This is a genomic window from Metamycoplasma orale ATCC 23714 (assembly GCF_000420105.1).
Taxonomy (GTDB): domain Bacteria; phylum Bacillota_I; class Bacilli_A; order Mycoplasmatales; family Metamycoplasmataceae; genus Metamycoplasma; species Metamycoplasma orale.
Window position 1 is genome coordinate 68,597 of the sequence record NZ_ATUH01000002.1, and the last position, 21,869, is coordinate 90,465.

Genomic DNA, 21,869 nt, shown 5'->3' on the forward strand with positions numbered 1-21,869 from the left:
AAAGTAATAAAAATTTCGAAACTCACTACGCTAGTATTGACTAGATCAGCTATTAAGAGTATTTCTCAGCTTTTATAAAAAAAGCACCTCTGTTTCTTTGCTAAATAAATTATATTATATTTTATATTAATTGTGGAAATCTAGTTTTAATGTAAAATATATTATTATATTATTACTTATTGTAAGGAGAATTATGGAAAAGCGTATCACTAAATTTTTATTATGTTCTTTACCTACTATGCCTTTATTTCCTATATTAATTAGTTGTAAGAATAAAGACAATGAAGAAATAAAAATTATTGAAGATAATGTAGATAGAAGATATTCAAAGAAAGAAGCTTTGTCTGATATAAGCAAGTTTTTAGATGGCTATAAAAAATCATTATTTGATTACCTAAATAGCCCTGATTTAGGTATTAGTGAAAATCTTAAAAAACAATTTACAGAAAGTACTTTTTTAGAATTTACAGTAATTAATAATGTTGATAAAAAAGGTCATATTCAAAATGCTTGAATATATGATTTTTCAGATAAAAATATTAATTTTATTTCTGAATTTTGAAGACTAGCAAATATTACCATAGATGAAATTGAAACATATTCAACTACTAACGCAATTGATAAAAAATTATCATATAAGATCTTTGAACAATTTGAATTATTCTTAGAACTTATGTTCGATTTTTATTTAAAAGATTTTACTAAATTAGCACAAGAAAAAACAAAAAATCCAACATTAGAACCAAAGGATATACTTGAAAGTGTTAATATAACTAATGGCGAATCATTTAAGAAATTTTTTAAATATGTTGGAACTTTAAAAGAAGAGTTTGATAGCTTACTTTTATTATTTGTTAACAACACAAAGTTAAATGCAAATGTTAATAGTATTCCTAATATTGATTTAAAAATTAAGCAATTTGTTTCTGAAATGAAAATGATTAATTCTGACATACAAAAATATTTGAATGTATGTGTAACAAGTTATGAAAAAGATAATTTGCCACTAAGTGTATATTTAGACTATTTATTAACAAAAATAAAAATTAAAATTGACGAACAAACTAAAGTAGCACTTGATAAAAGTTTTGAAGTGTCCGAACAAAAAAATATTTTTAAATTAGAATGAGAAAAACAACTTAAATTATTTTCTAATTTAATTCAATCTATTATCCAAAAATTTGGATCATTTGCTAATTTAACTCAAAATATAAAATCAGAAATTGTAGGTCAAGTATTTGATCGTGAATCAATTGAAACTTTATTAAGTAATAATGTAAAAAACTATGCTGAAAAAATTCAAAAAATCTTAGAACTTTATGAAATCAAAAAAGAACTAGTTGATAAAGTTTTAGAAAAAGAAATATTTAAATTGGATACTGGTAGCTATTATAAAGACAATAAGAAATATTCCAATGATATTTTTGATGCAGTAAGTCAACTTGTAGATGGTTGAAATGCCCATCCTTATTTAAAAAATTCGACCTTTTCATTAATAAGTAATTTATTAAACTTATATACGACTAGACAAATTAATTCATTTGTTAAATTTATAATTGCAAAAAATCAAAAAAATAAAATTACTTATGATGAGTTTAAAAATAACAATAGTTCAGAAGATTTTAATTTCCAACAATTAATTTCGGAAAATAAATCTTTGCTTGATTATTATTGAATGTCTTTCGCAAATGAAGCTGTCTATAAATCAATTAGTGCAATTAACGATTTAAAAAATGATAAAGATATTGAAATTAAAATAAAACCTTTGCTTGATTTTAATAATAGTTATTTTGAAATTCTTAAAAATATTATGATTGAAAAAGATTTTATGACGAGATTCAACCAATCTAATATGATTTCTATGTTACTGTTATATAATGATATTAAAACTGAATGAGTTAAAAAAAGAAATGAAGCTATTGAAAAAGCAATAAAAGATTTTTCATCACAAAGTCAAGTAGATTTTAAAAATGAATACAAAAAATTTTATTTGTTGTCAGAAAAATTCTTTGGAATTAGCCCATTACAAAAAGGAATATTTTTAGGATTAAATAATTTTAATCAACTTGAGAAAAAGTTTCTTAAGGAACTAGAAAAAATAAATTAGAAAGGTAAATTAAATGATTTGAACAAATGATGAAGAATTTGAAATAGGACAAATAATCAAAGTCAAAGTAACTAAAATTTGGAAAAATGTTATTTATCTGACTACCAAAAATAATAATAGATGTTTTCTCAATATTAATGAAGTAAGTGACTATTATATTAAAGACATAAAAAATATGTTTAAAATAGGAAGCATAAAAGAAGTTGTTATTATTGATATTATGGCAACCGGTGAACTTGTAGTTTCATTTAAAAGGATACATCCTAAAGAATTAAAAAACCCATTTGAATTTAAATTGGATAGTGACAAAGATAATAACTTTGAAGCGCTTTTAGATTTTGTAAATAAAGGAATTAGATATGGCAAATAAAATAAAATTAGATTATGATTACGCGGTTAAAGAAAAAGCAATTTTTGAGTATGCAGAAAAAATAGCTGATATTAACAATAAAATTAATAAAAAAATTGTTAATGAATCAGAATATTTAGGGTTCTTAGATCCTTCTAAAAATGTCTTAAAAAAGGATTATGAATTAATATTAGAAAAATCAAAAAATCTCTTGTTAGAAGAACAAATTGAATATTTAGTTATCATTGCCAATAAAGCAATTTTGCTACAAATTCAAGCTATTGAAGACTTTGTTCAAACCAATAATATTTTAGGCAGCAAACTAAAATTAATTTATGTTGATGAAAGTATTGATGGAGATGAACTTGCAAAAATTACAAATGCTTTAGTTTCAAAACCTTTTGCAATTAATGTTATTTCTAAATGTGGTGATAATATAGAAACTTTATTACTGTTTAGAGAATTTAAAATTATGCTTGAAAAAATTATAGGTAGGAATAATGCTAACAAATATATTTTTATAACCACAAATAATAACTATGGAAAAATGTATGAACTTTGTCAAAAAAATAATTACAATCACTTTGCTTTATTTGATAACATTACAGAAAAATATTTAACATATACGCCAGCTATTTTATTTCCATTAGCATGTTTAGGGCTTAATATAAATAAATTTATTGATGAATCAGTTGAAGCACATGAAAGATTTTCTGAATCTGATTTAACAAGAAACGTTGCTTATCAATATGCTGCGATTAGAGAAATTTTAAAAAGGAATAATTTTAAGACTGAATTTTTAAATGTGTTTAGCAAAAAAACATTTAAATTAGGTGCTTTATTACAAATGTATTTATCTGAAACTACTAACAAAAAAGCAAAAGGTCTTTTTGTGTCTGTGTCAAATGCAGCTTCAGATATTAAAGCTTTATCTCAATTAATGTGTGAAAACAATTTATTAACTTTTAATACTAATTTGATTTTAGATAATCCTAAATATGATTATAAAATTCAAACATCAAATGTTCCGGAAGATAGTATGCTAAGTGCATCAGGTTTAACATTTAATTCTATTAATAAACTAATTCAAAACACCATTATTGAAAATAGTGTTATCATATATAAAATACCAAATATTAAAATACACATAAATGATGATACTGAAAGTGGAATTGCTTGAATATTAGCTTTTATTCAAAAAGCAACACTAATGAGTGCTTATTTAGAAAATACAAATCCATTTTCAAGTGAAGTGTTAGATATTTTTAATGGAAACTTTATTAAGAAAATTAAAGATATTTTAAAGAAAGGAAATTAGTAATATGAATAAAATAGGAATTATTGGAGTAGGTGCAGTAGGAAGTTCATTTTTATATGCAGCTTTAAATAAACAAGTTGAAGCTAACTATATTTTAATAGATGCTTTTGAAAAATTCGCAGAAGCTCAAGCTAAAGATTTAAATGATGCAGCTTGTTCAATGCCAAACTGTGGATCAACTTTTCAAGCCGGAACTTACAGTGATTTAAAAGATGCCAATATTTTAATTATTACTGCATCTGTTAAACCTAAAGGTGACAAATTACAAAATAGAATGGAACTTCTAACTGATAATGCAACCCTAATTAAAGACATTGCTTTAAATGTTAAAAAATCAGGATTTAATGGAATAACAATTTTAGCCTCAAATCCTGTTGATATTATGGCTACAATATATCAACAAGTTTCTAATTTTAAACCAGAAAGAGTTATTAGTTCAGGAACAATTTTAGAAACTGCTAGAATGAAAAAATTCTTATCACAAAAATTACAAATTAAGTCATCTTCAATTACAGGCTTTGTTATTGGAGAACATGGTGAACGTTGTATTATTCCATTCTTAAAAATGAGAATAGGACTTTGTTCTTTAAAAGACTTTTTAGCAAATGGAACTATTACAAAAGAATGACTTGATAAACTAAATGATAAAGTAAGAGCAGAAGCTTTTGAAATTATTTCAGGTAAAGGAATCACTAATTTCGGTATTGGTGAAAACTTGGCTGAAATTGTTGCTGCTATTAATAATGATAGACAATCTGTACACTCATTAGGAGTACAACTTCCTGATTGCTACAAACATAGTGGTATCTATTTTGGTTTACCAGTAATTTTAGGCAAAGATGGATATAGACATTTACCAAAATTAAGACTTGAAGAAGAAGAACAAAAAGTATTTGACGAATACTCTGGCGAAATGAAAAAGACCATCTTAGATGTTCTAAAAGATATAAAAGTTAAAACTACAATTAAGTAATGAAAATAGATTTTGATAAAGCTTCAATAGGTTATAACAAAAAAAACGTTATTTTACATGACGTTTCTTTTTCTATTTTAGATGGTGAAATGGTTGCAGTGATAGGCTCTTCAGGGTCAGGAAAAACAACCATATTTAATGCAATTTTAAAAATAACATCTTTATTAGGCGGAAGCATTTTAATCGATAATAAAAGCATTTATGCATATTCTAGAAGGGATTGAAAAAAACTTTTAAGACAAATTGGACTTTTATCTCAAGAAACTTTTTTATTTGATTTTGAAACTCCTTATACAAGCATCCTTAGAACTTATACAAAATACAAGTCATTTTTTCACTCACTTTTTAAAATAGTTTCTAAAAAACAGGAACTAGAAATTTATGACACTTTAGATAAATTAAAAATATTTGACAAGTCACACACTACAATAAATGAGCTTTCTGGCGGTCAAAAACAACGTGTTGAAATTGCTAAATTATTGCTTAAAAAAGTATCCTTAGTTTTAGCCGATGAACCTACAACTAGTTTAGATAAAAAAACAAGTGAAGAAGTAATTGAATTATTACAAGAGTTTTCTAAAGAAAATAATGCAACAATTTTAATTAATATTCATGACCTTGATTTAGTAAAAAAATATTTTAAAAAATATATAGCGCTTAAAAAAGGTAAATTAGTTTCGCTTGGTAATGTAAAAGATCTAGATGAAAAATTTATTAAAGAACTATACGAAAAATAATTTTAGAAGCAGCTGATAAGATAAGGCTGCTTTTATTTTGAATTTTAAAAACATTTTTATATATAATTGAAAAATATGAAAAAAACAAATTTATTTAAAAATCCAATAGCAATTAGCTTATTACCTTTAGGCTTAATAGCACCTACTATTTTATTAAGTTCAGCTTGTAAAAAACAACCTATTATTCTTTTAAAAAACAATGAAAATTTTGTTTATGATGAGAATAGTAAAGAATGAAAAGTAAAAGGTTCAGCTAGAATATTTAGAGAAAACATGTTATTAAACTTAAACCCAGTTGCTGAAGATGATCCAGCATATGAGTTATATAAGTTTAAAGTTGATAGCGATGGGAAATATATTTATAAAGTTGATGGCAATGGCCAAAAACAAAGAATTGTAAGTTTAGTTGATGGAATACCAGAAGCTAATGACAATATTAAACCAACAAAGTTTAAAAATTTATATAGTAACATTTTAGATTTTAAAGAACTTTTTCCTAAATATGAATATAGAGTTTATGCTTATACAAATGTAGAACTTCAAAAATACTTTCCAAGTGTTTTTAGTTCTTCAAAATATGCAAAATATAGAAATAGAGCCGATGTTTTATTTATGAGTATTTTTTATATTCCTAAATATAGATTAATTGATTATGGCAAAGCTCCATATCCAGCAGATGCAGAAGTATTAGAAGATGAATTAACCGTTGATCCAAAATGAAAAGAATATTTAGACCAAGGGTTTAACTTATTTAGTGATGTAGATAAGTCTAAAATGGCTATTAGAAATCCCGGAATAACTGGTTATCATAATTATTTAGAATATGCTTGACCATTTTTCCCATTAAAATCAGAGTCTAAGACATGGACTTTAAAAGATTATACTGACCCAATTGTAATTCCATTTGAAACTGAGTAATTAGGAGAGTAAAATGACAAATAAAATTAGAACAAGATATGCACCTAGTCCAACAGGATATTTACATATCGGTGGAGCTAGAACAGCGTTATTTAATTATTTATATGCAAAGCATTTTGGCGGTGAATTTATTTTTAGGCTTGAAGATACTGACATTGAAAGAAATGTTGAAGGTGGAGAAGCAAGCCAATTAGATAATTTGGCTTGACTTGGTATTATTCCTGACGAAAGTCCACTTAAACCAAATAAAAAATATGGTAAATATCGTCAAAGCGAAAGACTAGATCTTTACAAACAAATTGCTGAGGATTTAATAAAGCATAATTTAGCTTATAAAGCTTATGATTCGACTGAAGAATTAAAGAAACAACATGATGAACAAGAAAAAGCAGGTATTGTTTCTTTTAGATATGATCGTAACTGACTTAAAATATCTCCAGAAGAGAAAGCTAAAAGAGATAAAAACAACGAATATTCTATTCGTTTAGCCTTACCTAAAAACGAAGTTTATGAATGAAATGATTTAGTTAGAGGTCTAATTTCTGTTAATAGTGATGATATTGGTGATTTTGTCATAGTTAAAAGTGATGGATATCCAACTTATAACTTTGCTGTTGTAGTTGATGACCATAGTATGGAAATTAGTCATGTGCTTAGAGGCGAAGAACATATTACTAACACTCCTAAACAAATTGCTATATATAAAGCATTAAAATGAGATATGCCACTTTTTGGCCATTTAACTATTATTACAAATATGGAAGGCAAAAAACTTTCTAAAAGAGATACTAGTCTTAAACAATTTATTGAAGATTATAAAAACGAAGGCTATTTACCTGAAGGTATCTTTAACTTCTTAGCACTTTTAGGTTGAACTTCAGCAGATGCTAAAGAACTTATGACTAAAGAAGAACTTATTCAAAAATTTGAACCAGAAAGACTTTCAAAGAGCCCATCTAAGTTTGATATTATTAAAATGGATTGATTCTCTAAACAATATATGAAAACTAAAAGTAATGAAGAACTAAATAAAATTCTTAAAATTAAAAAAGACAAAGAATGAACCACTTTATTTTTAGATACATATAAACAAAATGCTGTAACTTACAATCAGCTTAAAGAAGACTTAAATATTTATTTAAAAACCAAAAAAACTTTAGATATTCCTTATGAAAAAAATAATGTTTTGAGTACATTTGCTTCGATTCTTTTAAATAAAGAATTTAGTATTGAAAATATTCAAAGTGCTATTGATGAAACCAAAAATAAATTAAATGTTAAAGGTAAAGACTTATTTATGCCAATTAGAATTGCAACTACTTATGAAGAACATGGCCCCGAACTTGCTAAAGCAATATTCTTATTTGGTAAAGAAATAGTATTCGAAAGACTTAAAAAGTGAAGTTAAAATATAAATCTATTTCAACTAATGCTCTAAATAAAGAATCCACTACTTTTGAAACTGCTTATATTGATTTCAAAGAAGAAACAAGAGATCAGTTTATTGTTTTAAATTTTAGTGATGGAAAAAACGATCATCATCTAGAAATTAGTAGTGAAGAAATATATTTAGAGTATGCTAATCAAAAAGTTCATATGATTTTAGATTCTAAAGTGCCTAATGAATATAAAGGGCCTGAAGGCAAAACTATTTATTTTGATTGACATTTAGAAACTATTAATATAGGCCTTAAGCAAATTTCTTTTTTCTATAATATTTCAGTCCAAAACGAAGTTTTAACTGAGAATCAAATTTATATTGATTTTATTAAATAATTAACTTTAGTCCAATAATTAAACATTATTGGATTTTTATTTATAATTTTATTAATTATGAAATTTGATTGAAGATATATTTGAATTAATTTAATTATTTTAGTTTTAGCTTATTTAATTGGTTCAATTAATATTTCTATTTTGCTATCTAAAAGAATGGGCAAAGATATTAGACAAATAGGTTCAAGTAATGCAGGCACTACAAATGCTTTAAGAAACTTCGGTTTTAGTTTTGGATTGCAAGTATTTATTTTTGATCTTTTAAAAAGTTTTATACCTTGTTTATTCTTAGTACTTTTACAAAGATATATGATTAAAACATCAGCAAATTTTAGTTATGTAATTCCTTTAGTTGCTGGCATTGGCATTGTAATAGGCCATATTTTTCCTATCTTTTTTAAATTTAAAGGTGGAAAAGGAGTTGCTTGCTTCTTTGGAATAGTTTTAACATTTCATATTGTCTTATTTATTTTATTATTTATTTTTTATATTATTATCTTACTAATGTTTAGATATATTTCTTTAGCTTCTGTTTTAAGTTCAATTGTTATTTCTTTATTATCTTATATTCCTTTTTATTATGATCATAACATCTTAATTAGCTTTGCTAATCAAAATGTATATTGACCATTACACAGCATTTGTTTAGTTATAGTTTCTGCTCTAATACTTTTAATGCATATACCTAACTATATACGTATTTCCAATAAAGAAGAATCTATCTTCGATTTTTATAAATATATGAAAAATAATAGTGAACAAATTAAAAATAATTAGTTACTCATTTTCATTAAAAAATATTTCAGAATTATTTTAAAAAAACGATATTTTATGTAAAATAGATATCGCTAACTTTAATTTATAAGAAAGGAAAAAACAATATGAAAAACAAAAAAATACTTTGAGGCGCTATAACATTAGCTCCCTTATTAGCTCCATTTGCTTTTGTTTCTTGTGCATGCAACAAGAAAGAAAAGAAAGAAACAAAAGAAACGGAAGACCAAAAACTAAAAAAAGAAATTGAAACTAAAGTTACCAATTTGAAAGCTAAGAGCGAATTGCTTAAAGAATTAGGAAATTTTCAAAATACTTTTAATGAAAAATTAGATGAAATTTTAGGAAGCATAAAAGATTTAAATGACCTTGATCTTTTAAAAAGCATATTAGTTAGCCTTGATTTAGTTTCTAAATTTTTTAATGAAGAAAATTTGAAAGTTGTAGCAGAAAATTTCAAAAATATTACAACTATATATAATAGTGTTAAAAATGGAAAATTACCACATGAAGCTAAAATCAAAGCTGATTATGAAAAATTACAAGAATTATTAACTAAAGACTTTTTTACTAACCAAAATGAAATAGCTACAATACTTGCATCTCTTCAAAAAGTACTAGATAAAACTATTTATGGATGAACTAATGGAAAACAAATTATAAATATTAAATTTGCAGTTAATGGTTTATTAAATCCTACTAAACTAGATACCATTTTTGGTGCTACAGGATTAAATAAAAGAGATGAAGTTCAAGGTGAACTTGAAGCTATCTTACCAAAACTAGATGCTTTATTATCAAAAGAATTTGATAAAAAAGACGACTTTGCTAATAGCGAAGTTCAAACATTAGGAAAAGAAGTTGCAACTTTATTTGCTAAATATTTTAGAGATATTACAACCAAAGACTTTAGCGCTGATCTTTTAAAAACTACAGAAAAAGAATTTAATAATGCTAAAAATGCTTTTGCTGCTGGTAACAAATTTGTTATGTTTACAACAGCTGTTAAAAGCCATCCTTTTCAATTTTGAAGATCGGAATATACTTTAATTGATTATTCTAGAACATTATTAAGGGATTATATGTCCTCAGCTTATAACATTATTAATGTTGCTACTAAAGAAGAAAACAAAGGTAAAAAGTTTGATCATGGTGCTACTTTAACTAACGCCGATGAAAGCAAACTTACACTTGAATTTGTTTTAGTAAACAAAATTTTATGAGATGAAAGCACTGATGATCATAGTGCTTCAGTTATTGATGGATATGATAATTTCAAATTTGAAATTACTAAAAAATAATTTTATATATTAAAAAATGATGGAAATGAAACCATCATTTTTTGTTTCTTATTTGCCAAAACCATTATTTATATATTGTTTAATTTTTCTTTTTATTGACATTGTTAATGGATAAAGGAAATAAATTATTGTTGTATAAATTGGAATTTCTATTAATGTTTTAAAGATTATTGGGGTCATAAAAATAGCAAAATAATCGCCATATTTTCACTTAGTTCCACCTTTAATATGAAATCTATTATGATAAGTTATATAGGCAAAAGGACCTCAAAATCATCTGCAAATCACAAGAATTATAAAAATGCTAACTAATATCACAAAAAGCAATTGAGCGCGCCATTTGCTCTTAAAACTCATATTTTTAGCATATATAATAAATAAGCCAAGCGCAAATATCCAAATTCCACTAATACCTATTCCACTAATTATTGAAACAATATATACTGGAACAAGGTCTGTTTTTTTTAGTTTTGCTTTGTTTTCATTCCAACTTATTACGTTATATTTTTTTAGTAAAAATACAACTAAAAATATTGTTGCTATTACTAAAAAAATGAAACCTAAAGTTCAAATATTTTTTCCTTTAAGATTAATAAGGCGCATAAACAAAGCACTAAGAATAGCAATCATTGGAGGAATAATAGCATATTCAATCATTCAATTTCCTATACCAAAAATTGTCATTTTTAGAGTATCGCAAAGCATACCTAAAAATGCACCTTTTATAGCACCTAACATAATTCCAAATAAAATAAAAGCAGCATAAGTTAAACTTATTCTAAATTGCTTTGGAAATAAATATTTTTCCAAAGCAGCTGTTATCATGTAGATAGCAAGTAAAATACCTAATAAAGCTATTTCTAAAGTGGTTACTTTATATTCTTTATTTTTTATAATACGTCTTGCTGAATAATAAGAATTAATAAAAAAGAATTTACATTCCCCCTTTTAATTTAATAAATTAAGTTTATATTATAAACCTTTATAGTTTATCTTGCTTAAATCTTGCTTAATATCTTACTTAATTATATTTAAGCAAGATTCAATATTTATATAAATTATTTATAGTATAAGCATAAAGTTTGCTTTTGTTTATACTTAGTGTATAATAGTTTTATATTTACATATAAATATTTTAATTTGAGCTTTAAAGGAAAAAATATGGCACAAAACAACGAAAGAGATAAATTGCATTCAGCAATATGAAAGGTTGCTGATGAATTACGTGGATCAGTAGATGGCTGAGATTTTAAGGAATATATAATAACAATTTTGTTTTACCGTTTTCTTTCTGAAAACATTACTAGATATGTAAATGAGCAAGAAAATGATCCTGATTTTAATTATGCAGATTCTAGCGATGATGAATTTAAGGATGACATTATAAAAAAACAATTAATTAACGAAAAAGGTTTTTTTATTAAACCATCAGAGCTATTTTGTAATGTTGTAAAAAGAGCTGACCAAGATGAAAATTTAAATGAAACTCTTGAAAAAATATTTCAAAACATAGAAAGTTCTTCGATTGGTTCAAGCTCTGAAGAGGATATAAAAGGTTTATTTAGCATACTAAGTTTAAATTCACAAAAACTAGGGAATACTGTAACTGAAAAAAATAGAAAATTAGCTAATGTTTTAAAAGCCATTAATGATTTTAATTTAGGCGACTTTAGGAATAATTCTATAGATTTGTTTGGAGATGCATATGAGTTTTTAATGACTATGTATGCAAAACATGCTGGTAAATCTGGCGGAGAGTTTTTTACACCACAAGAAGTAAGTGAGCTTTTAGCAAGACTAACTATAATTGACTACAATAGTGAAGACAAAAAAGATAAAAAAGAAATTGAAAATGTGTATGACCCTTGTTGTGGTTCTGGTTCATTATTACTAAAGTTTGCTAAAATTTTAGGAAAAGATAATGTTACAGGTAATTTTTGTGGTCAAGAATTAAACTTAACCACTTATAACTTAGCAAGAATTAATATGTTTTTACATGATATAAACTTTAATAAATTTCATATCTTTTTTGGAGATACTTTATTAGATCCAAAACATAATGATTACAAACCTTTTGAAGCAATAGTTTCAAATCCTCCTTATTCTACAAAATGACAAGGAGATAAAAATCCTACAATTGCTAACGATGAAAGATTTAGAGTAACTGCTTTAGCTCCTGCTAGCAAAGCAGATTTTGCTTTTGTGCTACACATATATCATTATCTAGCTTCATATGGAGCAGCAGCTATTGTTGAATTCCCGGGTATTTTATATAGATCTGGAAAAGAAGCAGAAATTAGAAAATATTTAGTTCAAAACGAAAATGCCATTGATTCTATTATTCAACTTCCTGATAACTTATTTTTTGGAACAAGTATTTCAACTTGTATTATTACTTTAAGAAAAAATAAGTTAAATGATACTAGTATCTTTTTTGTAGATGCTTCTAAAGAATTTGTTAAAAAAGGTGATAAAAACTCTTTAAGTGATGAAAATATTAGTCATATTATTGAAACTATTAGACATAAAAAAGAAATTGAAAACTTTTCTAGATTAGTGCCTCAATCTGAAATTATTAAAAACAATTTTAATTTATCAGTTAATTCTTATATTTTTAAAGAAAATGCAAAAGAAAAAGTTGACATAAAAGTTCTTAATCAAAAAATTAGAGATATTGTTAAACGCAATGATTTTTTACGTAAAGAAATAGATACAATTGTAGCAGAATTAGAAGAAGGTGAAGATGAATAAGATCGGTCAACTTCTTAAAAAATATTGTCCTAATGGAGTGGAAGAATATTCATTGCCAGAAGTCGCAACAATAAAGAATGGAATGAGAATCACTAAAAAAGAGTTATTAGAAAATGGTGAATTTGATGTTTATAATGGCTCAATTAATGTTTTTGGGAAATATAGTAAATGAAATACCAAAAAGAATGCTTCATTAATTGTTAAATATGGTTCTGCAGGCTTAGTAACTTTTCTTGAAAAAAATTCGTGAGTTGGCGATCCCAGTTATATTATTGAAACAAATGATCTAAATAAATTAACGCCAAAATATTTATATTATTTCTTAAAAAGTAAAGAAAATTATTTTATTAAAAATAAAGGTTTAGGTACTCCACCAAATTTACCTAGATCAGTAGTTGAAACTTTTAAAATTTCAGTTCCTCCAATAGAAATTCAAAACAAAATAGTTGAAATATTGGATAATTTTAGCGAGCTAGAAGCGGAGCTAGAAGCGGAGCTAGAATTTCGCAATATTCAATACGAGCATTATAATAATAAATTATTAGATTTTGACAATAATCAATCTTTATTAAGAAAATTAACAAATGATAATTTTCTTAATAAAGAAGTTAAAAGTTATAAATTAAAGGATATATCAAAAATAAATATTGGCCAACAATTAAATAAGGAACTATTTAATAATGGTGAGTATTTTGTTTATAACGGTGGTGTAGATCCTTCTGGAAAATATGACAAATGAAATGTTGAAGAAAATCATATTGCTATTTCTCAAGGTGGTGAATCAGCAGGCAATGTTAAATTTATAAAAGAAAAATTTTGAGCAGGCGCACATTGTTATTATATTTTTTCGAATAATGAAGAAAAATATAATCAAAAATATTTATATTACTTTTTAAAAAATGAACAACCAAACTTAGCCAATAAAGCCAATGGGGTTGCTATTAAAGGTTTATCAAAATCAGCACTAGAAGATTTTGAAATTAAAGTTCCTTCAATAGAAATTCAAAATAGAATTGTAAGAGTTTTAGAAAAACTTAAAACATATAATAAAGATGTTAATACAGGGTTACCAGCTGAACTAAATGCTAGAAAATCTCAATATGATTATTACCTTAATAAATTGCTAACCTTCAAGACGGGGGGGGGCAATAGGTAGTGAACAACTTGAAAGTTTAAAACTTCTAGAAAATATTTTTTTATATATAGTTGAATATAAAAAAGTTGATGAAATTTGTGATATTACCCGTGGTAAAGTTTATTCTAAAGACTATATAAAAAATAATACTGGAATATATCCTGTTTATTCTTCTCAAACCGAAAACAATGGAGAATTAGGAAAAATCAATACTTATGATTTTGATGGTGAATATGTAACATGAACTACTGATGGAGCTTATGCAGGATCAACATTTTATAGAAATGGTAAATTTTCTATTACAAACGTTTGTGGACTTTTAAAAGTCAAAAATTTTAATGAATTAGTACCTAAATATTTACATTATATATTAAAAATTAATACACACAATTATGTAAACGGGGGATCTGGTAATCCCAAATTAATGAGTAATGTAATGTCAAATATTATTTTGCCAATTCCTTCACTAGAAATTCAAAATAAGATTGTTCAAATATTAGATAAGTTAGAAATTTATTCAAAAGATATAAATACAGGTCTTCCTTTAGAAGTAAGCGAACGTAAAAAACAATATGATTATTACCTTAATAAATTGTTAACCTTCAAGACGGGGGGGGCAATAGGTAGTGAACAACTTGAATGCCTCAAGTTTTTAGAAAACATTTTGAATTTTACCATTGAATATAAAGAATTGTGATCAATTGTAAACTTTGATAAGAAATTTAAAGGTGTGGATAAAAACAAACAAGAAACAATTTTGAAGTTTAAACATATTTCTGCAACTAATTTAAAAAAATATTTTTTGGTTCCAAATTGTAATGAAGTTAGACTATTATCAACCGGGCTTTATGATGAATATACCAAATATAATAAAAAGGATTTAAATATAAATTATGGTGAAGTAATTTCTATTCCAAGTGGTGGCGATGCTATTTTAAAATATCACCAAGGCTATTTTATTGATAGTCTAAATATCTTATTTTCATCAAAAGATCCAAAACAATGAAATTTAAAATTTATTTATTATTTTTTGAAAAGCAAAATAAATTTTATAAGAAACAATTTTGTAGGCTCTTCTATAAAACACCCGAATATGAAAGAAATTATAAATTTAATTATTCCAATCCCTTCTCTTGATATTCAAAATAAAATTGTTCAAATACTTGATAAACTTGAATTATATGCAAAAGATATAAATGAAGGTTTACCTCAAGAAATTAAATTAAGAAAAAATCAATTTGATTTTTATCTAAATAAATTGCTAAAATTTAATAAATAACTAATTTTCTTTATTAAAGGAGCAAAATGATTAAAAACGTTAATAAAAGCCAAAGAATACTTGTTGATGATGGAACATCTACTGTTTTGGCTGAATTTATTTCTAAAAAGTTAAAGAAAACTACTTTTCAAACTGAAGCTGATTTAGAAAAAGAGTTTATTGAACAGCTTCAATCTCAAGGTTATGAATATAGAACGGACTTAAAAACTGAAGAAGATTTAATTAAAAATTTAAAAGAACAAATCGAAAAATTAAATAATTATAAGTTTACTAATAATGAATGAAATGAATTCTTAAATAAATATTTGCTTAACAAAAATGAACACATTCAAGAAAAAACCAATAAAATTCAAAAAGATTTTATTTATGCTTTAACTTGTGAAAAAGATGGAAGTACTAAAAATATTAGATTACTTGACAAAAGCAATGTTCATAATAATGTGCTTCAAGTAATCAATCAATATGAATCTATTAATGAAGAAAAAGATGGAAGAAAAACAAGATATGATGTAACTATTTTAGTTAATGGTCTTCCTTTAGCTCATATTGAATTAAAGCGAAGAGATATTCCTATAAAGGAAGCCTTTAATCAAATTAAAAGATATGGTCGTGAATCATTCGGAAATGGACAAGGTCTATTTGAATATATACAAATATTTGTTATTTCTAATGGTCGTGAATCTAAATATTATTCAAATAGTACTCACTATTTAACTATTAAAAATAATGAAAATAATTCTACATCAGAAAAAACAACAAGTAATTCATTTGAATTTACATCATATTGGTCAGATGCTAAAAACAATAGAATATTTGATTTAATAGACTTTACAGAAACATTTTTTGCAAGACACACCATTATAAATATTTTAACTAAGTATTGTGTTTGAACTGAAGATAAAATTTTAAAAGTTCTTAGACCTTATCAAATTATTGCTGCTGAAAGAATATTTAATATTGTTAAAAATAATAAAGATTTATTTAATAGTACTCACAAGGGTGGCTATGTTTGACATAGCACAGGATCTGGAAAAACTCTAACATCTTTTAAAGCTGCTACTTTAATAAAAGAACTTCCTGAAGTTGATAAAGTACTTTTTGTAGTTGATAGAAAAGACTTAGACTATCAAACCATAAAAGAATATGAAAATTTTGAAAAAGGGTGTGCTGCTACTAATGCTACTTCTAATCAATTAAAAGAATTGTTAGAAAGTTATGAGTTTAGTTCTAAATTAATAATTACAACTATTCAAAAGCTTGGTAAATTTATTGATAAAAATTCTAATCATTCGATCTTTAATAAAAATGTGGTTATTATTTTTGATGAGTGTCACCGTTCACAATTTGGTGAATATAATGAAAAAATTTCTAAAAAATCATTTAAGAAATTTATATTATTTGGTTTTACAGGTACGCCAATTTTTAGTGATAATTCAAATTATAAGAAATATATAAAAGAAGAGAATATTAGAAAAACAATGACAACCAAGGAATTGTTTGGGAATCCAATCCATGAATATACTCTTGTTGAAGCTATTATAAATAATAATGTTTTACCTTTTAAAATTGATTATGTTGGTAAAACAGAATATAATGAAGATATTAGTGATGAATTAATTAGAGATATAGATCGAGAAGAAGCTTTTATAAATACTAAACGTATTTCTAAAATTGTTGAATATATATTGAACAATTATAGTTCTAAGACAAAAAGAAATGATAAATATTTTTATCACTCAATTATTACTAATGTTAATGAAATTGTATCTTCAAAAAATGAAACAGCAAAAAAACAAAAATCATCTCTTAATGGATTTAATTCTCTTTTGGCATGTCAATCAATTAAAGCAGCCAAAATTTATTACGATGAGTTTAAAAGGCAACAAGCTTCAAAACCTGAAAACGAAAAATTAAAAGTAGCTTTAATTTATAGTTTTTGTCCTAATGAAGCTGAAGATGAATTGGGTGATGAAAATAATGAAAGTGCTGAAGGTCTTGATCAATCCTCAAGAGATTTTTTGGATGGCGCAATAAAAGATTACAATGCAATGTTTGAAACAACATATTCTACAAATGTTGATAGTTTTAATAATTATTATAAAGATTTAAGTTTAAGAATTAAAAATAGAGATGTTGACATTGCTATTGTGGTTAATATGTTTTTGACTGGATTTGATGCCACTACTTTAAATACTTTATGATTAGATAAAAAATTAAAACAACATAGTTTAATACAAGCAATGTCTAGAACCAATAGAATTTTAAACTCAGTAAAACAATCAGGAAACATTGTTTGTTTTCAAAAATTAGAAGATGAAATTAATAATGCAATTGAATTGTTTACCAATAAAAATAATAATGCAATAAACATTGTTAAGATAAGATCATTTAAAGAATATTATTACGGATATGTTGATGAAAAAAATGAAAGACATATAGGTTTTGTTGAATTAATTGAAAATATTAAAGCTTTATATGATTCGATTTGCAATCAATTGCCTACTGATAAAGAAGAAAAGGAATTTGTTAAAAACTTTAATCAATTTTGTAAATTAGAAAATATGCTTAAACTTTTTGATGAATATCAAGAGCATGAGCCCGATAAAGTTATTAACGATAGAGAAAAGCAAGACTTTACTGGTTTATATCTTACATTATATGATAAATATCATACAAAACAAATAATGGAAAAAGTAAGCATTTCTCATGACCTTGAATGAGAAATAGATTTAATTAAATCTGATGATATTAATGTTGATTATATTTTAAAATTATTAAATGATAAAATGACAACTATTGATGTGCCTAAATTCGAGGATATTAGTGCATTTATTGATGCTAGCCCAAGTTTAAGACCAAAGAGAGAATTAATTAAAAAATTTGTTGAAAGTATAAATATTAATGTAAACGCTCAAACTGATATTTTTACAGAATTTAGAAAATTTGAAAAAACTAGCTGATTAGATGATATTAATGCAGCTATTAAAAAATTTAATCTAAATAAAGATAAAACAATTAATTTTATGAATAAGGCTTTAGAAAAAGGATATATTAATTATGAAGGAACTGATTTAGTTAATATAATGCCTAAAATTAGTATGTTAGATCCTAATAGATACAAAATAAAACAAGAAATCTATAAGGCTTTAGAAGAAATACTAATTAAACACCAAGATAATTAAAATTAAAATAACAAAAATGCAACTAGTAATTAAGTTGCATTTTCTTTTAAATTATTATTGGAATTATTTTAATGACATTTCAACTAATGTTTTAACCATTGCAAACATTGGTTTTTCATCAATATCATTTGTTCCAGCAATGTCACAGTGAATATATTCAACTTTGTTTGTAAATTCACGTAAGAACATAGCGGCTGAACATGATCCTGCATTTCCTGTGTAATCTGTATTTTTAAGATCAGCTACAACTGAACCTTTCATAAATGCTTCGTAATCGTCATCAAAAGGCATTCTTCAAATTAATTCATGTTGAATTTTTGAAGCCTTTTTAATATCTTCTCATGCTTGTTCTGAAGTTGCTCAAATACCAGTGTGACTTTCTCCTAAGGTTCTAACAATAGCGCCAGTTAAAGTTGCTATATCAATTAAACGAGTTGCATTTAATTTTGTAGCGCCATAGAAAAGTCCATCGGCTAATACAAGTCTTCCTTCTGCATCTGTATTATTAACTTCAACAGTTTTTCCACTCATTGAGGTATATACTGAATCAGGCAATGAAGCATCTCCATTAATTCTATTATCAGTAATGCACATAATTGCAGCGGCATTAACTTTTGGTTTAAGTTGTGCAATAGCTTTCATTGTTGCAGCAACTATTGCTGAACCTGACATATCGTATTTCATACCTAACATAAATTTAGGTGATTTAAGAGAATATCCTCCAGCATCAAATGTAATCCCTTTTCCAACATAAACTGTTTTTTCTTTGCTTTCTGGATTTCCATTATATTCAATAATTACAACTCTAGCTTCATACATAGAACCTTTATTAACTGAAAGCAATAAGTCCATTCCTAATTTTTGAATTTTTTCTTTATTAAGAACTGTAACTTTTAAGTTCTTGTATTGTTTTAAATCTTTGGCAACTATTTCAGCAAGTTGTTCACTATTTAATTTGTTTGGAGGTGTAACACCTAAATTTCTTGCAAAGTTTTGTGCATTAATTAAAATTAAAGCTTTATTAAATGCTTCAAGGTTTTCTTGTGTAACATTTTCTAAGTAAAGACTTAAATTATTTTCATTTACTTTTCTAGTAAATGTTTTAGCATTTCAATATTCAAATGCTGAAAAGTTAATTCCTTTAGTAAATGCATCAATAACTTCGTTTAAAGTTAATGATTCAGTTACAAATGATACAAGATCAATTTGGTAGTTTCTTGCAACTTTATCAATAAGTGATACTGCTAATGAATATAATGAATCATATTTTAATTCTTCTTTTTTTCCTAAATAAATGTATGCTAATTTATCGCTTAAAAATTCAGTAATGTATCCTTGCTTTTTAACTAAGTTAGTAGGAAGTTTTTCTTCTTCGAAAATTCCTTTTAAAAGAACATCTTCATTTCTTTGATTGTCGATTTGATTAATTAATTTCATTTTATCTCCTTAAAATTAGTTTTGTCTTTTAGCAAGTTCAACTAATGTTGAAACTAAAATTCCAAGTCCCATTCCATTTTTATCAGCAGTTCCGGCAACATCACAATGGATGTAATCTACATTGTTTGTAAATTCTTTTAAAAACATAGCAGCAGTATTACAATCTGATTTTTCTGTTGTTGAATAGTTATTTAGGTCAGCAACTAATGATAATTTATTAGGTTTGTGGAAAGCTTCGTGTAAAGGCATTCTTCAAACTTTTTCATGAGCTTCGCTAGCTGCATTATTAAATTCGTCTCATCTTTTGCAACTTGTTGAATATATACCTGAATATGTTTTTCCAAGTGCAGTTAACATAGTTCCTGTTAAAGTAGCAACGTCAACTAATAAACTTGCTTTCAATTTTGTAGCACCATAGTAAAGTCCATCAGCAAGTACAAGCCTACCTTCAGCATCGGTATCAGTAATTTCAACACTTTTACCACTCATTGATTTAAATACTGATTCAGGAAGTGTTCCGTGAGTATCAATTGCATTATCGGTTAACATCATAATTGCAGCAACATTAGTTTTTAATTTAAGTTCAGCAGCAGCTTTAACAGCATAAGCACATATTACAGAACCCGACATATCAAATTTCATGCCTTCCATGAAATATCCTTTGGTGTTATATCCACCAGTATCAAATGTTATTCCTTTTCCAACATATACAAATTTTTCTTTTGATTTTGCATTACCTTTGTATTCAACAATTACTACTCTAGGTTCATGTGAACTTCCAGCATTAACTGCAAGTAATAAGTTCATACCTAATTTTTCTATTTCTTCTTTGGCTAAAACTTTTACTGTCAAACCTTTAACTTTCGCAAATTCTTTTTTAATTTCATTTGCAATAAATACTGAAGTTGCAATATTTGGAGGAGTAATTTGTAAGTTTCTTGCACCATTAATTGATGAAGCAATTATTGATAATTCTTTTACAAAACTTTGTTTAGAATCATCTTCTAAATATAATGAAATTGAAGGTTTTTCTTCTTCTTTTTCTTTTGACTTAGCACTATATAATTTTGCACTATGAAATGCTTCTCTCATTACAAATGCTCTTAAAACTTCGTCTAATGAGATGTTTTCACAAATAAATGAATTTATATCTATTTGATAATTTCTTCTTTCACTCAAAATAATTGAGTCAATTACTTTAAGTAAGTCATAGTAGTTTTTTACTTCTTTTGATATAAAAATGTACGCTTCATTTTTATCAAAAAATTCAGTAATAAAGTTAGCTTTTTTAGCAATTAATGAACATGTTTCTTTATTAACATCTTTTTCATACACTGCCTTTAAAAGCATATCTTTATTTCTTTTTGTTAGATAACTAGATATCATTTTTTTCCTTTCACTAATTATTTTTACTATTAATTTTTTCAATTCTATAGTATGTTATATTATAAAACATTTTTAATTAAAAAAGAAAATAGGTTTAATATTTAGTTTAGAGTGAACCCCAAATTCCGGACTTTTTGGAAAGGGGTTCATTTTTATGCAATTCAAATTTAAAAAAGAAAAAAGAAGCAAATGAAATAGAGATATAAAAGGCTATTTGAAATTAAAACTTGATCAAAAAATAAAAATTGTTGAATTATATCTTCAAGATTTTAGCATTTTAGAAATATCTAAAATAATGAAAAATTCTTATTCAGCATGCTATTCAGTAATAGAAAAATACAAAAAGTTTGGTTATAATTCTTTTGCTATGGAAAAGAAAAAAGGAAGAAAATCTAAAATAAATTTAGATGCTCAAAAGGCAGCAAATTTTAAAATCAATATTGAAA

General features: G+C 25.3%; 18 protein-coding genes, 1 pseudogene and 1 riboswitch. Of the genes and pseudogenes, 16 read left to right on the top strand and 3 right to left on the bottom strand.

The window, feature by feature from the left end:
* Window positions 1-5 precede the first annotated feature (5 nt).
* A riboswitch (TPP riboswitch) is annotated at window positions 6-101 on the bottom strand.
* Window positions 102-193: 92 nt separating this feature from the next.
* From F795_RS06245 to F795_RS06260, 10 genes are all read left to right on the top strand, one after another.
* A complete protein-coding gene (locus F795_RS06245; protein ID WP_022935834.1) occupies window positions 194-2,107 on the top strand; it encodes a hypothetical protein in 1,914 nt (637 codons plus the stop codon).
* Between the two features lie 13 nt (window positions 2,108-2,120).
* Window positions 2,121-2,477 (top strand): S1 RNA-binding domain-containing protein, encoded by a 357-nt coding sequence (locus F795_RS0100705; RefSeq protein WP_022935835.1) that lies wholly within the window; start codon window positions 2,121-2,123, stop codon window positions 2,475-2,477.
* Complete coding sequence (locus F795_RS0100710; RefSeq protein ID WP_022935836.1) at window positions 2,467-3,774, top strand: glucose-6-phosphate isomerase; 1,308 nt, start codon at window positions 2,467-2,469, stop codon at window positions 3,772-3,774. Before F795_RS0100705 ends, F795_RS0100710 begins: the two co-directional genes overlap by 11 nt.
* Before the next feature lie 4 nt (window positions 3,775-3,778).
* Window positions 3,779-4,747: a lactate/malate family dehydrogenase gene (locus F795_RS0100715; RefSeq protein WP_022935837.1), complete on the top strand. Its 969-nt coding sequence runs from the start codon at window positions 3,779-3,781 to the stop codon at window positions 4,745-4,747.
* The gene (locus tag F795_RS06250) at window positions 4,747-5,484 is read left to right on the top strand and encodes an ATP-binding cassette domain-containing protein (protein WP_022935838.1); all 738 of its coding nucleotides are present in this window, start codon (window positions 4,747-4,749) and stop codon (window positions 5,482-5,484) included. The genes F795_RS0100715 and F795_RS06250 overlap by 1 nt, the downstream gene beginning before the upstream one ends.
* Window positions 5,485-5,559: 75 nt before the next feature.
* Complete coding sequence (locus F795_RS06255) at window positions 5,560-6,402, top strand: hypothetical protein (RefSeq protein WP_022935840.1); 843 nt, start codon at window positions 5,560-5,562, stop codon at window positions 6,400-6,402.
* Between the two features lie 13 nt (window positions 6,403-6,415).
* Window positions 6,416-7,810, top strand: coding sequence for a glutamate--tRNA ligase (gene gltX / locus F795_RS0100735; RefSeq protein WP_022935841.1), 1,395 nt, complete (start codon window positions 6,416-6,418; stop codon window positions 7,808-7,810).
* Complete coding sequence (locus tag F795_RS0100740; RefSeq protein ID WP_022935842.1) at window positions 7,801-8,178, top strand: hypothetical protein; 378 nt, start codon at window positions 7,801-7,803, stop codon at window positions 8,176-8,178. Before gltX ends, F795_RS0100740 begins: the two co-directional genes overlap by 10 nt.
* 57 nt (window positions 8,179-8,235) lie before the next feature.
* Window positions 8,236-8,955: a glycerol-3-phosphate 1-O-acyltransferase PlsY gene (plsY, locus tag F795_RS03320; RefSeq protein WP_022935843.1), complete on the top strand. Its 720-nt coding sequence runs from the start codon at window positions 8,236-8,238 to the stop codon at window positions 8,953-8,955.
* Window positions 8,956-9,059: 104 nt separating this feature from the next.
* Window positions 9,060-10,253: a hypothetical protein gene (locus tag F795_RS06260; RefSeq protein ID WP_022935844.1), complete on the top strand. Its 1,194-nt coding sequence runs from the start codon at window positions 9,060-9,062 to the stop codon at window positions 10,251-10,253.
* A 48-nt stretch (window positions 10,254-10,301) separates the two neighbouring features.
* On the opposite strand, the gene F795_RS06265 is transcribed toward F795_RS06260, so the two are convergent.
* On the bottom strand, window positions 10,302-11,078 hold the full coding sequence (locus F795_RS06265) for a hypothetical protein (RefSeq protein ID WP_022935845.1): 777 nt from the start codon (window positions 11,076-11,078) through the stop codon (window positions 10,302-10,304).
* A gap of 336 nt (window positions 11,079-11,414) precedes the next feature.
* On the opposite strand from F795_RS06265, the gene F795_RS0100760 reads away from it, so the two are divergent.
* The 5 genes and pseudogenes from F795_RS0100760 (at window position 11,415) to F795_RS03325 (ending at window position 18,600) form a co-directional block, all read left to right on the top strand.
* Entirely contained in the window at window positions 11,415-13,004 is a 1,590-nt protein-coding gene (locus F795_RS0100760) for a type I restriction-modification system subunit M (RefSeq protein WP_022935846.1), read from the top strand.
* Window positions 12,997-14,160 carry a restriction endonuclease subunit S gene (locus tag F795_RS06270; protein WP_022935847.1) on the top strand — a complete coding sequence of 388 codons (1,164 nt, stop codon included), beginning with the start codon at window positions 12,997-12,999 and terminating at the stop codon, window positions 14,158-14,160. The genes F795_RS0100760 and F795_RS06270 overlap by 8 nt, the downstream gene beginning before the upstream one ends.
* 46 nt (window positions 14,161-14,206) lie before the next feature.
* Window positions 14,207-14,323: pseudogene (locus F795_RS06995) on the top strand (restriction endonuclease subunit S); the annotation flags it as partial.
* A gap of 252 nt (window positions 14,324-14,575) precedes the next feature.
* Window positions 14,576-15,418: a restriction endonuclease subunit S gene (locus F795_RS04510; RefSeq protein ID WP_022935848.1), complete on the top strand. Its 843-nt coding sequence runs from the start codon at window positions 14,576-14,578 to the stop codon at window positions 15,416-15,418.
* A gap of 26 nt (window positions 15,419-15,444) precedes the next feature.
* Window positions 15,445-18,600, top strand: a complete 3,156-nt coding sequence (locus F795_RS03325; protein ID WP_022935849.1) for a type I restriction endonuclease subunit R — start codon at window positions 15,445-15,447, stop codon at window positions 18,598-18,600.
* 63 nt (window positions 18,601-18,663) lie between these two features.
* Here F795_RS03325 and F795_RS0100780 read toward each other — a convergent pair whose 3' ends face one another.
* Entirely contained in the window at window positions 18,664-20,037 is a 1,374-nt protein-coding gene (locus tag F795_RS0100780) for a M17 family metallopeptidase (RefSeq protein WP_022935850.1), read from the bottom strand.
* 15 nt (window positions 20,038-20,052) lie between these two features.
* On the bottom strand, window positions 20,053-21,423 hold the full coding sequence (locus F795_RS0100785) for a M17 family metallopeptidase (protein WP_022935851.1): 1,371 nt from the start codon (window positions 21,421-21,423) through the stop codon (window positions 20,053-20,055).
* Window positions 21,424-21,577: 154 nt separating this feature from the next.
* On the opposite strand from F795_RS0100785, the gene F795_RS0100790 reads away from it, so the two are divergent.
* On the top strand, window positions 21,578-21,869 hold a 292-nt coding region (locus tag F795_RS0100790; protein WP_022935852.1), incomplete at its 3' end, for a helix-turn-helix domain-containing protein.